The sequence below is a fragment of the Gluconobacter sp. Dm-73 genome (genome assembly GCF_018256215.1).
Lineage (GTDB): Bacteria > Pseudomonadota > Alphaproteobacteria > Acetobacterales > Acetobacteraceae > Gluconobacter > Gluconobacter cadivus.
The window spans coordinates 39,143-53,483 of the sequence record NZ_JAERLW010000010.1 but is presented as its reverse complement, the minus strand read 5'-3'; the positions used below and the strand labels follow the sequence as shown (position 1 = coordinate 53,483).

Here is a 14,341-nt window from a genome sequence, read left to right as displayed (position 1 = left end):
ACAGCATAATGCCGCATCATGCAGTTTTCTTTATGGCAGGTTCGCCATGTGCTGTGTCTTCACTCCCACAGTTTACGCCTCTTCGTCCAGATCGAGCCTGCGCGATCCGAGGGTCCGCTCGATGGGCAGGGAGACGTCGCGCATCTCAAGCTCAACGATCCACAGATCGGGATCATACTGTTTCTGCCGTTCCAGATAGGCGTCTACACTGGCGGTATCGCTCGCATCCACGCGGGTCCAGCCTGATCCGTCTTCCCGCAATACACCGGTCCCGCCAGACCGGTCCGTCAGGACGATCAGGACCGCACCGGCATCCTCGTCTCCTTTTTTCAGAACCATGGCCGAGGTTCCGTCCGAAGAAATACGGCGCAGGACAGCCCGTACCCAAAGTCCCGTTTTCAATCGTGCGCCCATAACCGTTTCCGTTCGTCCTGCAAGGTTAGTGGAGAGGCGCGCTGTTCTCGTCGGGAACAGACTCCAGAGCCGCCTTATAGGCGGCAGGGGAAGACAGCAGCGCCTTTGCTGCGTCCATGTCGGCATCCGAGCCGATGGCGGCCGGACAGTGCTTGCGGATCTCGAGGATTTTCGCGACCGGGACCGGATAGCGGGCGGCTCGGGCGGTCTGCACGGCCTCGCCCTGAAGGCTGTTTCCCGCTTTCAGGGCGGAAAGCTGTGCCTGAAGCGCGTCCGCTCCAAGCGACGTGCAGATCTGCGGCATCACACCCAGCCCCTGGATCGGCCAGCCCAGTGGGGCCTGATTGCGACTCCACGTCACGAACAGTTCGCCGCCATTCGGCATCTGCCCGATCACCTGAACGAGCCCCTTGCCCAGCGTTTCGCTCCCGATCACGACGGCGCGCCGGTGATCGGCCAGTGCGGACGCCAAAATCTCGGCAGCGCTCGCCGTGCGTCCGTCCACGAGAACCACCACGGGCGTTCCGTTGGTCATGTCCCCGCCCTGAACGGCCCAGATATGGTTGGCCAGAGGGTTCCGGCCCTGCGTGGTCACGGCGACGCCATGATCGAGCAGGAGGGCCGCAGTCGTTACGGCCTGTTGCAGGACGCCCCCGCGATCGCCGCGCAGATCGAGGATGATGCCCGCAGCCTTGCCTTTCCCCGGAGGCGGGGCAGGGGCGTCCGGGGTCGGCTCGTCCACGACCTGATCGATATACTGGCTGATTTCCTCGGCTGTCTGGGTCGAGAAGGACGTGACGCGCAGAACGGTGAAGGGACCATCGGTGGACGCAAACACGGTTTCGGGCGGAACCTGAACCCGTTGCAGTTTGAAGGTCGTGGGTCGGTGTCCCTTTGCGGCGATTCCCAGCGTAACGGCGCTGTGTTCGTCACCTTCCAGCCACTCCTGAACGGTTGCGGCATCCTGACCATGCGTGGAGCGTCCATTGATCGACACCAGATGTTCGCCCGTATCGATGCCTGCTTCCCATGCGGGACCGTTGGCGTTGACGGCTGTAATTACGATGTTCCGTCCGCTCTGCCCGAGGCTCAGTCCGACCGTGCCGGTGCTGCCCGTGCGCCGCGTCCGGTCCGACGTGGCGGGAGAGGGGCCGAGATAGCGGGAATACGGGTCGAGATGATTGAACAGCTCGTCGAAGAAGCCCTGCAACAGCGCGTCTGATCCGGCATCCCGCAAGGTAGAGGAATGCTGCCAGGCCGCCTGCATGGCCGCCGTGACCAGATCCGCCCATGCGGAGTGGCTGTTCGTTGAGGGCAGAGCGCGGCTGAACAGGACGGTCTGGCCCTGAAGGACGCTCAGTGTCGCGGTGGATGGTGTATCGGCAGGTTTTTCAGCCGCGACGGCCGTTTCGGACGTATGGACGACGGCAGGGGCTGCGGCCGAGGGCGTGATCGTGACAGACAGGGTCGGGTCGATGGCCGTCAGACCACCCAGTCCCCAGACGCAGAAATCCCGCGCGGAATGGGCCTCCAGCGTTCGCGGCTCCAGAAAGCCGAGCGCTGCGACCAGAACGTCCCGCGTGATGGGAGCCGAAAAAACGGGAGGTGCGGGCGGGGGCGGAGCGGCTGTAGGCGTTGCGGGAGGCGGGGCATTGCCGGTCGGTGTCTGGGCTTTTGCGGTGCCGCTCTGAACTGCGAGAACCATGAGGCAGAACGCCAGACACAGCGCCATACGACATGCCGCCTTGCGGCTGCGCGGCATGAAAAAGGTCACAGGGCGGGCGACATGACGCAAGACGGGGTCCTTGGAGACGGGACGGCAAAAAACGGCTGCTCCCGTAACGCGACCACGCCACAAACTTCAGCCACGGTAAAGACTTGCCAGATCAAATCTGGGGTCGGCAGTGCCATCTGGCAACACTGCCGAGCCGATCTGTTTTCAGTCTTCCGACGACGTGTCGGAGACAGTCTTACGCTTCCGCGGCGTTGTGGTTTTCGTCTTTGTGGCGGATTTGGCCGGGATACGCTTCGTTACCGTCTTCGGAGCGGCCTCATCCCCTTCCGCAGAAGCAACGGCTTTCTTGGCCTTTGTGGCCTTCGGAGCTGCTTTTTTCGCCGAAGTTTTTTTTGCGCCACCTTTCAGTGGTTTGCCCTTTTCCGCCAGAAGCGCCACGGCCTCATCGAGCGTGACCTCCTCCATATCCTGCCCCTTCGGCAGGTTGGCGATCAGCTGACCATGCTGGGCATAGGGTCCGAACCGTCCCTTGCGGATCATGACCGGTTCGCCGTCTTTTGGATGGGCTCCCAGATTTCGGATGGACGCCAGCTTTTTGGCCAGCGAATCCACAGCCCGGTTCAGCCCGACCGTCAGAACATCGTCGTCTTTGTCGAGCGTGCCGTAGATCGCACCCATCTTCACATATGGCCCGAACCGTCCCAGACCGGCCTCGATCTTCTCGCCCGTTTCAGGGTGAAGCCCGACCAGACGCGGCAGGGACAGCAGCCCCAGCGCCTGTTCCATGGTCATGGTGTTGCCGTCGATTCCCTTGGGAATGGTCGTCCGCTTGGGTTTGGCTTTCTTGTCCTCGGGATTGGGTTCGCCGCGCTGGATATACAGCCCGTACGGCCCGCGACGGATCGAGATGTCCTCGCCGGTATCCGGGTCCTGACCCAGAATTTTCGGACCGTCATTCAGCCCTTCGGTGTCGCCTTCTTCGGCCACCAGACGGCGTGTGAACTGGCAGGTCGGATAGTTCGAACAGCCGATGAAGGCGCCGAACTTGCCAAGCCGCAGGCCCAGCCGCCCGGTTCCGCAGGATGTGCAGACGCGCGGATCGCCACCATCGGGGCGGGGAGGGAAGAAATGTGGCGCGAGGTCTTCGTCCAGAGCGTCGATGACGTCCGAGATTTTCAGATCTTTGGTTTGTGCCACCGCCGCCGAGAAATCATGCCAGAACGCGGCCATCACATCATGCCAGTCCGCGCGGCCGCCCGAAATGTCGTCAAGCTGCTCTTCAAGCGAGGCCGTGAAGCCCGAATCCACATAGCGCTCGAAGAAGGACGTCAGGAACGCCGTGACCAGCCGTCCACGGTCCTCGGGGATGAAGCGCCGGGCATCCAGCCGCACGTAATTGCGGTCCCGCAGCACGCCCAGAATGGAGGCATAGGTCGAGGGACGGCCAATGCCGATCTCTTCCATTTTCTTGACGAGCGAGGCTTCCGAATAGCGCGGGGGGGGCTGGGTGAAATGCTGTTCGGCCTCCACGGCGCCGGTAGTCAGGCGGTCGCCTTCCTTCATCGGAGGCAGGAGCTTGCCGTCTTCGTCTTCGACCTTGGTGTCGTCCCGGCCTTCGATATAGAGCTTGAGGAAACCGTCGAATGCGATGGTCGATCCCGTGGCGCGCAGAAGCGTCTGACCGCTGGCATCGGCGAGCGTCACCGCGACCTGATCCAGTTCCGCGGACTGCATCTGCGAGGCGACGGAGCGCTTCCAGATCAGTTCGTACAGCTTCTTCTGATCGGGCGTCAGCGCATGGCCGACCTGCTGGGGCGTCAGGAAGACGTCCGTCGGACGGATGGCCTCATGGGCCTCCTGCGCGTTCTTGGCCTTGGTGGAATAGGCGCGCGGGAAATCCGGCACATAGTCGTCGCCGAACGTCTCGCCGATATGCCCGCGGATGGAGCCAATGGCTTCTTTCGCCATCGTCACGCCGTCGGTTCGCATATAGGTGATCAGCCCGGTTGTTTCGCCGCGCAGATCCACGCCTTCATAAAGCTGCTGGGCCGTACGCATCGTCGTCTGCGCGCTCATGCCGAGCTTGCGGGACGCCTCCTGCTGGAGAGTTGATGTCGTGAATGGCGGGGGCGGATTGCGCTTGGTGCGCTTGCGCTCGACGGAGCGGACCGTGAACTGGCCGCCCAGAACCGTATCGCGCGCTCCGAACGCCAGTTGTTCATTGTTCAGATCGAACTGGTCGAGCTTTTCGCCCTTCAGATGGGTCAGGCGAGCCTGAAAGGCGGCCTTGCCGGGTGTCGTGAAGCCGCCAGTGACGGTCCAGTATTCCTTGGGGCGGAAAACCTCGATTTCGGCTTCGCGCTCACAGATCAGACGCAGTGCGACGGACTGCACGCGCCCGGCACTCCGGCTGCCCGGCAGCTTGCGCCACAGGACGGGGGAGAGCGTGAAGCCCACCAGATAGTCCAGCGCACGGCGGGCGAGATAGGCGTCGATCAGCGGGCGGTCCAGCTCGCGCGGAGCCGCCATCGCTGCCGTAACAGCCGATTTGGTGATTTCGTTGAAGGTGACGCGATGGACGTCCACGTTCTTCAGAAGCTTTTTTTCTTCCAGAACGCTGCGGACATGCCACGAAATCGCTTCGCCTTCGCGATCCGGGTCAGTGGCGAGATAGAGGTTTTTCGCCCCCTTCAGCGCCTTGGTGATGGCCGAGATCTGCTTTGCGCCACGTTCGTCCGTTTGCCAACTCATGGCAAAGTTCTCGTCGGGGCGCACGCTCCCGTCTTTGGGCGGCAGATCCCGCACATGTCCGAATGAAGCGAGCACGGTATATCCGCTTCCCAGATACTTGTTGATCGTCTTGGCCTTTGCCGGGCTCTCGACCACCACAACGTCCGTCATCGCCACTCCGGTATTCCGCGTCACTTCAGTTCGGCAGCAACGCCACGCGTCCGCCGGGCACAAACTCCACGACCCCGCCAAGCTCAAGCTCGGCCAGCGTCGCAAGCACTGCCGACACGGAGAACTGGCAGCGGCGCACCACATCGTCAACTGCTACAGGCGTCACGGAGAGAAGAGACCGCACGCTTTGCTGTACCAGATCGGGGTCGATCCAGCCGGTGTCGGGGAGGTCGCCCCATGCGAGCGAAGGTTCGGAAAAGCCGGTCAAAGGCGGGTTGTGGCGCGCTGGACGCTGCCACGGCGCGGGTTCGCGTTCTGGAAGCTCCGTCGGCAGGGCCTGAAGAATATCGGCGATATTTTCTGTCAGGGTCGCCTGACCGGTTTTCAGCAGATGATTGCCGCCCCGTGACCGCGGATCGAGCGGCGAACCTGGCACGACCAGAAGCTCGCGGTTGTAGGACTGGGCGAGATCCGCCGTAATCATTGTACCAGAGTCTAGCGCTGCCTCAATGATCAAACATCCCGACGAAATCCCGGCGATCAGGCGGTTGCGTCGCGGGAAATGGCGGGCCTGCGGGGCGGTTCCGAGCAATGCTTCCGTCACCAGACAACCTTTTTCAGCAATCTGCTGCTGAAGGGATGCATTCTCCGGCGGATAGGCATGATCCAGCCCTCCTGCGATCGCACCGACCGTCAGGCCGGGATACAGTGCGGCGGCGTGTGCTGCCGAGTCGATACCCCGCGCCAGACCGGAAACCACGCAGATTCCGGCATGGGCCATTTCGGCCGAAAGGCTCTCTGCAATCCGGATTCCCGCAGCCGAGGCATTGCGCGCACCTACCACCCCTACAGACCGCATCGACAGCTTCCGGACATCCCCGAGCGCGAACAGCACCGGTGGCGCATCCGGCACATGGGACAGGAGTAGCGGATAGTCCGCATCCCCCCGGACCAGCATTTTCCCGCCCAGTTTTTCAAGGCGTTCCAGTTCGTCCGTCATGCGAGAAACGGACGGAATGGCAGGGTCGTCCCGCCGCCCTGCTTTACGCATGCGTCCGGGCAGTGCTGCCAGAGCGGCTCCCGCGCTGCCATATTGCGTCATCAGTCGCGCAAAGTTGATCGGACCGACGCCCGTCGTCTGCGACAGACGCAGCATGTCGATTCGGTCTGCGGCAGAGATGACGGGAGAGGCGGCTGCGGAATCTGTCATAAGGTCTTTCTCCTTAAGACAGATTCCTTAATAGGCGCTTAAAAATATTAGGAACGGGGCGCCTGATCCACGTTCACGCGCGGCTCCTGTCCCGTCAGAAGGCGCGCAATATTGCTCCAGTGACGCGCCCAGATCAGCAGCGAGATGAGCAGCGTCGCCACCGGGATGGGGGAGTGCAACGCGCGTCCTGACAGCAGCACCATCAACATCGGCGCGAGCAGAAACGCCGCCAGAGCCCCGGCTGAGGAAATCCGGCTCAGGCGTGCGACCAGCAACCAGACCACACAGCAGCCCAGCCCGACCGGCCAGGACAGGACCCAGATCGTTCCGAGCCCTGTCGCAACGCCCTTCCCGCCCCTGAAGCCGAGCCAGACCGGAAAGCAGTGCCCGATAACGACAGCGACGGTCGCCACGGCCATGGTCATGTCGCCCGCGCCGGGGAAGAAAAACCGTGCGATCAGGACAGCCGCAGCTCCCTTAAGCGCATCCAGCAGCAGCGTGGCCGCCGCCAGACCGCGTCGTCCCGTGCGCAGGACGTTGGTTGCGCCGATATTGCCCGAACCGATCTTGCGGATGTCGCCGCCGCCTGAAAGCGCTGTCAGCAGCAGCCCGAACGGGATGCTTCCGATGACGTAGGACACGAGAAACAGCAGAATGAGCTGTGCCTGAAAGCCGCTCACGAGCGTGCCTCCGCCAGCCCGTCAGCCGTGAAGACTTCCACGCCGCGCTTGAAGGTCCGCAGGACACGGCCTTTCAGATTCCGGCCGTCAAACGGTGTGTTCTGTGCGCGTCCCGGCAGGTCTCCGGCGACTACGGTCCACGAGCCTTCCGGATCGAACAGGCACAGATCGGCATCGCTCCCGACTGCCAGCGTCCCGGCTTCAAGGCCCAGCAGGGCAGCCGGAGCGGAGGTCAGCAGACGCAGCGCATCCACAAGCGGCAGCCCCGCGCCGAGCGTGACGCCCAGCAGCGTGACCAGTCCGGTGCCGCCAGCACGGGCCTGCGCGAAAGGCAGCCGCTTGTCATCCGCATCTGCCGGGGCATGGTCGGAGGCCACGGCGTCAATCGTTCCGTCTGCCAGCGCGGCACAGACGGCCTGCCGGTCCGCGTCGTTCCGCAGGGGCGGCGAGAGTTTCGCGTAGGTGCGGAAGTCGCCGATATCGTCTTCGGTCATGGCGAAATAGGGCGGTGCCGTATCGCAGGTCACGCGTACGCCCCGGCTTTTGGCCGCACGGATCAGGTCCAGCCCCTCTGCCGTCGAGACATGCGCGAAATGCAGCCGTGCCCCGGTCATGGCCGCCAGACGCAGATCGCGGGCGATCATGATGGCTTCGGCTTCCGCCGGAACCTGCGGCAGGCCCATCCGCACCGCGCGTGCTCCGGCCGTGGCACAGGCCCCTTTGGCCAGAGACGGATCTTCCGGATGCTGTACCACGATGGCGTCGAGGAAGCGCGAATAGGATAGCAGGTTACGCATCTGTTTGGCGTCTGAAATCGCGCGGGTCCCGTCCGTGAACGCGACGGCTCCGGCGTTGCGCAGGAGCCCAAGTTCGGCCATTTCGCCGCCCTCGCAGCTGCGCGTCAGTGCGCCGTAAGGATGGATCGAGACCATACCCGTCTCTTCGCCCCGGACCCGCAGCAGATGCACGAGGGCCGGGTTGTCGATCGGGGGAGAGGTGTTGGGCAGGACCGCCATGGTCGTGATGCCACCTGCGATGGCAGCCCGCGCCCCGGAAGACACGCTCTCACGGTATTCCGAACCCGGCTCTCCGAGTGCGACGCGCATGTCCACCAGACCGGGACACAGCACGGCCCCTGCGCCATCAATGACCCGCGCGCCTTCGGGAACCGACCCGTCTTCGCAGGCGACAATCTTTCCCTGACGCACCACAAGTCGTCCGATTTCGTCCCGGCCCGAAGCGGGGTCGATCAGGCGGACATTTTCAAAAACGATATCAGTCATACCGGCATCCGTGCCCGGGACAGACGGTCCAGAACCGCCATCCGCACAGCCACGCCCATCTCAACCTGTTCGGAAATCACGCTCTGATCCGAATCCGCCACATCCGAGGCGATTTCGACGCCACGGTTCATCGGTCCCGGATGCATGACGAGCGCGCCCGGCTTTGCTAGCCTCAGACGGCGGCGATCCAGCCCGAAGAAATGGAAATATTCCCGCGCACTCGGCACCAGACCGGCCCCCATGCGCTCCTTCTGAAGCCGCAGGGACATGACGACATCCGCGCCATCCAGCGCCTTGTCCATGTCGGAATACATCTCCACATTCCCCAGGCTGGCCATGGCTCCCGGAAGCAGCGTCGGTGGGCCGACCAGCCGCACTCGGTTTCCGAATGCCGTCAGCAGATGGATGTTGGAGCGTGCCACCCGGCTGTGCCCGACATCGCCGCAGATGGCGACCGTGAGGCCCTCAAGGCGGCCGAAATGCCGGCGGATGGTCAGGGCATCCAGCAGCGCCTGTGTCGGATGTTCATGCGTGCCGTCGCCCGCATTGACGACGCTGGCTTCGACTTTCTGCGACAGCAGTGCCGGTGCGCCGGACTGCGCGTGGCGGATGACCAGGAGGTCGCAGCGCATGGCGTTCAGCGTCGCTGCCGTATCCAGAAGCGTCTCGCCCTTGTTCACCGAACTCGTGGCGACGGACATGTTGATGACGTCCGCGCCAAGCCGCTTTCCTGCGAGTTCGAAACTCGTGCGGGTGCGGGTGCTGTCTTCGTAAAACAGATTGATGACCGTCCGCCCCCGCAGCGCATCACGCGGCGCGGAGCGCGAGCGGCTCAGCAGCGCGTAGCTCTCCGCCAGATCGAGGAACGGCACGAGCTGTTCGGCCGACAGCCCCTCGATTCCCAGGAGATGCCGGGGGACGGAGGGCCGCTCAGCCATCGTTGGATGCAGAAGCAAGAACGGCTGCGATGCGGGCCAGAGCTTCGTCCTGTCCCAGCGCCGCGAGTGTCAGGTCAATACCCGGAGACGTCGTGGAGCCGGTCATGGCCGCGCGCAGCGGCTGGGCCACGGAGCCGAGCTTGATCTCGTGCTTTTCGGCATAGGCGCGCAGAGTGGCGTCGATCGCTTCGGGCGTGAAGTCCTTGAGAGCAGCCAGATCCCTGCCAACGCCTTCGAGAACCTTGCGTCCGTCCTCGCCGAGCAGCTTTTCAGCCTTGGGTGTGAAGGTCAGGGGCAGGGTGAAGCCTGCGAAAGCGGCATTGTCCGCCAGTTCCACGAGCGTTTTGGCGCGTTCCTTGAGGCCCGGCATCATCGCAAGGATGCGCGCGCGGGTCTTGTCATCCGTCACAACGCCGTCGCGGCCTGCAAGACGCTGCATGACGTCGTTTGTCAGACGCGCATCATCGGCGACGCGCATCCAGATTCCGTTCAGATGCGCCAGCTTGACGTAATCCATGCGGGACGGGGAGCGGCCCACGCCATCCAGATCGAAGAGCTTGATCTGTTCCTCGCGGGACAGGACTTCGGCATCGCCATGACCCCAGCCCAGACGCAGCAGGTAGTTGCACAGAGCTTCCGGCAGATAGCCTTCCTCGCGGAAATCCACGACCGACTGTGCGCCATGTCGCTTGGACAGCTTGGCGCCGTCGGGGCCGTGGATCAGCGGCAGATGTGCGAAATGCGGTAGGTTCCAGCCCATGGCGCGATAGATCATGGCCTGACGGAAGGTGTTCGTCAGATGATCGTCACCGCGCATGACATGGGTGATGTCCATATCGTGATCGTCCACGACCACGGCATGCAGATAGGTCGGCGTGCCGTCCGAACGCAGCAGGATCAGGTCGTCCATTTCGGAATTCGCGACCCGGACTTCGCCCTGCACCAGATCCTTGATGATCGTCTCGCCGTCACGCGGGGCCTTCAGACGAACGACATACGGCGCGCCAGCGGGCGCTTCGGACGGATCGCGGTCGCGCCATGTGCCGTCGTAACGGGGCGGGCGCTTCTCGGCCATGGCCTTCTCACGCATGGCGGTCAGCTCTTCGGGGGTGCAGAAGCACTTGTAGGCCTGACCCTTTTCCAGAAGCTCAAGTGCCACTTCCGTATGGCGGTCCTGCCGGGCGGACTGGAAAACCGGTTCCGCATCCGCCTTGATTCCCATCCAGGCCAGACCGTCAAAGATCACGTCCACGGCTTTTTGAGTGGAGCGTTCCTTGTCGGTGTCCTCGATCCTCAGAAGGAATTCGCCGCCGTGATGACGGGCAAAGAGGAAATTGAACAGGGCGGCGCGGGCGTTGCCGACATGCAGCAGACCCGTCGGGGAGGGGGCAAATCGCGTACGGATGGTCATGCCGCCGTCATATCATGCTCTGACCCGCGCTTCCATCCGCCTGCGCCAGTGGGGCTGCGGTGCTCCGTCACGAGCCCGCGCTTTACAAAAAGCTAAGGTTCTTCAAGCGCGTGTGATTTCCAGACGCCTCCCGAAGCGGCCTATTGTGACGTTCAATAGTCCGGGTGGTGCCTTTCCAATGAACAGACGCGATTTTAATGCCCTGCTGGCAGGGCTGGGTCTGACCTTCGGAGAGGGGAAGATCCATCACGCCAGCGCCACGACCTCCCGTGTGGATATCTTTACGCTGCGCGCCAATGACTGGGTTCCGAACAATCCGGAGCTTCCTGTCATCGTCTATCGCAATGCGCTCGAAGCCGGGCCGGATCGCGAGGCGGTGTATGAAGACCTGTTCAGCCGGAACGGCTGGCCGCCGCAGTGGCGCAACGGTGTCTATCCGTTTCATCACTATCACAGCCTGGGTCATGAAGTTCTGGGCTTTTCCAACGGTTCCGCACGCCTGATGCTGGGAGGGCCGAACGCCCGGACGGTCGAGGTGCGCGGTGGCGACATCGCCGTGCTTCCGGCCGGAACGGGGCACTGCAATCTCGGATCGGACACGGAGTTCACCGTCATCGGCGCCTATCCACCTAACCAGTCTTTCGACATTCTCCGCGCCGCACCTACGGCGGAGCAGAGTGCCCGTATTCACGGCCTGTCCTTCCCGAAAACCGATCCGGTTCAGGGTGCAGCAGGTGTTCTCGCACGGGAGTGGCACCCATCATGACGGGTTTTCCTCTCAGGCGCCGTCCTTTCCTCGCAGCACTCGCGGGGCTGGCCACGGTCAGCAGCGCCAATGCGGTCGAGGCGACGAGCCAGAAAATGCGGATCGGCATTATCGGCACAGGTCATGTCGGCACGACGCTGGCGGAGCTCTGGGTTCATGCGGGTTATCCCGTCATGGTGTCGTCGCGCTCCCTGAGCGAGGCGCAGTCTCTGGCCACATCGCTGGGCCCGCTCGCCACGGCCGGAACCCCGGCGCAGGCGGCGGCCTATGGCGATGTGGTGGTGCTGGCCGTCCCCTATGGTGCTATTCCGCAGCTCGGCCCGCAGCTCAGCCGGACGTTGTTGGACAAGGTTCTGCTTGATCCGTCCAATCCCTATCCCTGGCGGGATGGGGCGATTGCGGACACGGCGCAGCGGGACGGGGCAGGGGTGACGACACAGCGTTATTTCCCTTCGGCGCATGTGGTGCGGGCCTTCAACTCCATCGACATGACCACGCTGCGTTCCGAGGCGCATCGCGCTTCGCCGCTTCTGGCGGTTCCGGTGGCGGGAGATGATGCGCAGGCTGTCTCGCAGGTGACGACGCTGGTGAGGGCGGCCGGATTCGACCCTGTCGTGACCGGCAATCTTGCAACCGCAAGGCTGTTTCAGCCGGGGAGCACCGGGTTTGAACTGGAGCGGGATGCCGCGGGTCTGAAACAGGTGCTGCATCTTCCGCAGTAGATTGGGCCGCAGGAGGCGCTGACCTTAATCGGGGAGGCGCGTCCTGCGGGAAAATCCGTTACGGTTCTGTTTGTGAAGAAAGAACCCCTTTCCGTCCCGGACCTCGATCCGCGCGAACTACTGGAGCGCGAAGAAGGCCTCGACCTTGTGCCGAAGCTGCCTTCGCCCCTGATCCGGTCTGTTCTGGATCAGGGGCGGCAGATGATCTGCTGGCTTCCGGTGGCAGTCGGGCTGGGGGCCGTGTTCTATCTCGTCCTGCCGTTTGAGCCTTCCATCCTGTCTGTTGTGTTTGGCACTCTTTCGATGGGGCTGTCAGGGGCCGCGTGCCTCTGGTGGGGCTGGCAGCGGCTGTTTCCGCGTTTGCTGGGGTTTACGCTGCTTGCTTTGGCAAGCGGTTGTGGCGATCTGGCTCTTCAGGCCCGGATGCAGCCGCCCATGCCGGTGTTGCCGACCCATGCCACCGTTCTGACGGGCCGCGTACAGTCGCTGGAAATCCTGCCGCCCCGGAATGATGACGAAGATGATGGGCATCGCATCACTCTGGCCGATGCCGTGTTCGACACGCCCGTCGATGCAGGAATGGCTCCGTTACGGCGCACGCTGCATCTTCGCCTGCGGGACGATGACGATCTGTTGCCCGAGCCGGGAAGCACGATCAGCCTGCGTGCTATGTTGCGACCGCCGCCACCGCCGTCATGGCCCGGCGGACGCGATCTTCAGCGCGAGGCATGGTTTTCGGGACTGGCGGGAAGCGGTTATGCGCTGGGGCCGGTTAGTCTTTCAGGCGCAGCGGTCCGGGTTTCATGGATCGAGAGTTTGCGAGAGTCTGTTGCGTTCCGCACTGCGGCTGTGCTGCCTGACCAGACCGCAGCCATTGCGGCCACGCTTCTGGCCGGTGAAGCCGGGGGCATTGACCAGCAGACGCGGGAAGCATTTTCCGCATCCGGGCTGGCGCATCTTCTGGCCGTTGCAGGGCTGCATCTGGGGCTTGTGATGGCGGCTGTGATCGTGACGTTGCGCTGTGGTCTGGCATCGATTGAATATGTTGCTCTGCGCTTGCCCTGTCGGCAGATCGCCGCCGTTTGCGGGCTGCTGACCGGGGCGGGCTATGTGCTGTTGACGGGCGCGCATCTACCCAGCCTGCGGGCGCTGGGCATGGCGAGCCTCATGACGCTGGCTATTGTGACCGGGCGGCGCGTTCTGTCCATGCGGTCTTTGTCCATCGTGGCGCTGCTGATCCTGCTGGTTTCGCCGGTGTCGGTTGTGGATGTGTCGTTCCAGATGTCTTTCGCCGCCGTGATGGGGCTGATTGCGGGCTATGGCGCACTGCGCGAACCGCTCATGCGTCTGCGCGGGGAAGGGCAGTGGTATCGGGTTGCCGCGTCTTATGGCGCGGCCCTGACGGTGACGAGCCTTCTCGCCGGGTTGGCGACGTTGCCCGTCAGCATGGCGCATTTCGGGGCGTTTCAGCCATGGTTCGTGCTGGCCAATCTTGCGGCCGTGCCGCTGGCGGCTGTCTGGATCATGCCGGTTGGGCTTCTGGCGCTTGTTGCCATGCCGTTTCATGCCGAAGCGCCGTTTCTGAAACTCATGGGTGTGGGCATCCGCATCGTACAGGTGCTGGCGGAGCGGGTGGCGGCGTTTCCGATGGCGCATCAGCCTGTTCCGGCCATGCCGGGCTGGGGGCTGCTGCTTGTGATGCTTGGGCTCTGCTTCCTGTGTCTGTGGAAAGGCCGGATTGCTCTTGCCGGTCTGCTGCCGGTGGTGATCGGGGTGGCGTCGATCTGGCTGGCCCCGAAGCCTGATATTTTCGTGTCGGCGGATGCGGGGCTGATGGCGGTGCATCGCCCGGATGTGCTTCTGGTTGGTCCGCATTCCGGTCTGGAAGAACGCACGCTGGAAGACTGGCAGCAGGCTCTGGCGCTTCCGGTGGCGACTCTGCCGCCGGAGTGTCTGATCGGTTTGTGCCGGATCAGCATTGGCGCGCAGACTGTGCTGCTGCGTCCGCATGATTTATCGGACGGTGCTCATCTCCCGACGGTGCAGCAATGTGACGGGGTGAGCCTATTCATCAGCGCCTCTCCCGCTCGCAAAGGCTGCGCGGATGTGCCGTTCATTGACCGGTTTTCGGTCTGGCGCGACGGGGCTTATGCCGTGTTCGCCGGACACAGTCTCACGATTGTTTCGGACCGGAGCTGGCGGGGGAACCGGCTCTGGGTTCCGCCTGTGGGTTGGCACGGCATGCCCAATCTGCCGCTGGCGCAGTCCGAGTAAAGTCGGA

Annotated in this window: 11 protein-coding genes; 3 read left to right on the top strand and 8 right to left on the bottom strand. The window is 63.5% G+C overall.

All coding sequences use genetic code 11. The annotated features are described in order from the left end of the window. Window positions 1–72: 72 nt before the first annotated feature. From JK176_RS11290 to gltX, 8 genes are all read right to left on the bottom strand, one after another. Window positions 73–414, bottom strand: a complete 342-nt coding sequence (locus JK176_RS11290) for a DUF1491 family protein (RefSeq protein WP_211587942.1) — start codon at window positions 412–414, stop codon at window positions 73–75. 25 nt (window positions 415–439) lie between these two features. Further along, a complete protein-coding gene (locus JK176_RS11285) occupies window positions 440–2,176 on the bottom strand; it encodes a S41 family peptidase (protein WP_211587941.1) in 1,737 nt (578 codons plus the stop codon). A 177-nt stretch (window positions 2,177–2,353) separates the two neighbouring features. Then, window positions 2,354–5,050 carry a type I DNA topoisomerase gene (topA, locus tag JK176_RS11280; RefSeq protein ID WP_211587940.1) on the bottom strand — a complete coding sequence of 899 codons (2,697 nt, stop codon included), beginning with the start codon at window positions 5,048–5,050 and terminating at the stop codon, window positions 2,354–2,356. A gap of 25 nt (window positions 5,051–5,075) precedes the next feature. Next, window positions 5,076–6,260, bottom strand: coding sequence for a DNA-processing protein DprA (gene dprA, locus JK176_RS11275; protein ID WP_211587939.1), 1,185 nt, complete (start codon window positions 6,258–6,260; stop codon window positions 5,076–5,078). A 47-nt stretch (window positions 6,261–6,307) separates the two neighbouring features. Then, on the bottom strand, window positions 6,308–6,940 hold the full coding sequence (gene plsY, locus JK176_RS11270; protein WP_211587938.1) for a glycerol-3-phosphate 1-O-acyltransferase PlsY: 633 nt from the start codon (window positions 6,938–6,940) through the stop codon (window positions 6,308–6,310). Then, window positions 6,937–8,223, bottom strand: a complete 1,287-nt coding sequence (locus JK176_RS11265) for a dihydroorotase family protein (protein WP_211587937.1) — start codon at window positions 8,221–8,223, stop codon at window positions 6,937–6,939. Before JK176_RS11265 ends, plsY begins: the two co-directional genes overlap by 4 nt. After that, on the bottom strand, window positions 8,220–9,161 hold the full coding sequence (locus JK176_RS11260) for an aspartate carbamoyltransferase catalytic subunit (protein ID WP_211587936.1): 942 nt from the start codon (window positions 9,159–9,161) through the stop codon (window positions 8,220–8,222). The genes JK176_RS11265 and JK176_RS11260 overlap by 4 nt, the downstream gene beginning before the upstream one ends. Continuing rightward, window positions 9,154–10,572: a glutamate--tRNA ligase gene (gltX, locus tag JK176_RS11255; RefSeq protein WP_211587935.1), complete on the bottom strand. Its 1,419-nt coding sequence runs from the start codon at window positions 10,570–10,572 to the stop codon at window positions 9,154–9,156. The genes JK176_RS11260 and gltX overlap by 8 nt, the downstream gene beginning before the upstream one ends. Before the next feature lie 178 nt (window positions 10,573–10,750). Between gltX and JK176_RS11250 the strand changes: the two genes are divergently transcribed. The 3 genes from JK176_RS11250 (at window position 10,751) to JK176_RS11240 (ending at window position 14,334) form a co-directional block, all read left to right on the top strand. Next, the gene (locus tag JK176_RS11250) at window positions 10,751–11,338 is read left to right on the top strand and encodes a cupin (protein WP_211587934.1); all 588 of its coding nucleotides are present in this window, start codon (window positions 10,751–10,753) and stop codon (window positions 11,336–11,338) included. Continuing rightward, entirely contained in the window at window positions 11,335–12,060 is a 726-nt protein-coding gene (locus JK176_RS11245; protein ID WP_211587933.1) for an NADPH-dependent F420 reductase, read from the top strand. The genes JK176_RS11250 and JK176_RS11245 overlap by 4 nt, the downstream gene beginning before the upstream one ends. Window positions 12,061–12,132: 72 nt before the next feature. After that, window positions 12,133–14,334 carry a ComEC/Rec2 family competence protein gene (locus JK176_RS11240; protein ID WP_349291925.1) on the top strand — a complete coding sequence of 734 codons (2,202 nt, stop codon included), beginning with the start codon at window positions 12,133–12,135 and terminating at the stop codon, window positions 14,332–14,334. Window positions 14,335–14,341 lie beyond the last annotated feature (7 nt).

Coding starts and splice junctions, on each gene's coding strand:
- gltX (WP_211587935.1), bottom strand. CDS start 10,572: ATGACCATCCGTACGCGATTTGCCCCCTCCCCGACGGGTCTGCTGCAT.
- JK176_RS11265 (WP_211587937.1), bottom strand. CDS start 8,223: ATGACTGATATCGTTTTTGAAAATGTCCGCCTGATCGACCCCGCTTCG.
- JK176_RS11260 (WP_211587936.1), bottom strand. CDS start 9,161: ATGGCTGAGCGGCCCTCCGTCCCCCGGCATCTCCTGGGAATCGAGGGG.
- topA (WP_211587940.1), bottom strand. CDS start 5,050: ATGACGGACGTTGTGGTGGTCGAGAGCCCGGCAAAGGCCAAGACGATC.
- JK176_RS11285 (WP_211587941.1), bottom strand. CDS start 2,176: ATGCCGCGCAGCCGCAAGGCGGCATGTCGTATGGCGCTGTGTCTGGCG.
- JK176_RS11245 (WP_211587933.1), top strand. CDS start 11,335: ATGACGGGTTTTCCTCTCAGGCGCCGTCCTTTCCTCGCAGCACTCGCG.
- JK176_RS11250 (WP_211587934.1), top strand. CDS start 10,751: ATGAACAGACGCGATTTTAATGCCCTGCTGGCAGGGCTGGGTCTGACC.
- JK176_RS11290 (WP_211587942.1), bottom strand. CDS start 414: ATGGGCGCACGATTGAAAACGGGACTTTGGGTACGGGCTGTCCTGCGC.
- dprA (WP_211587939.1), bottom strand. CDS start 6,260: ATGACAGATTCCGCAGCCGCCTCTCCCGTCATCTCTGCCGCAGACCGA.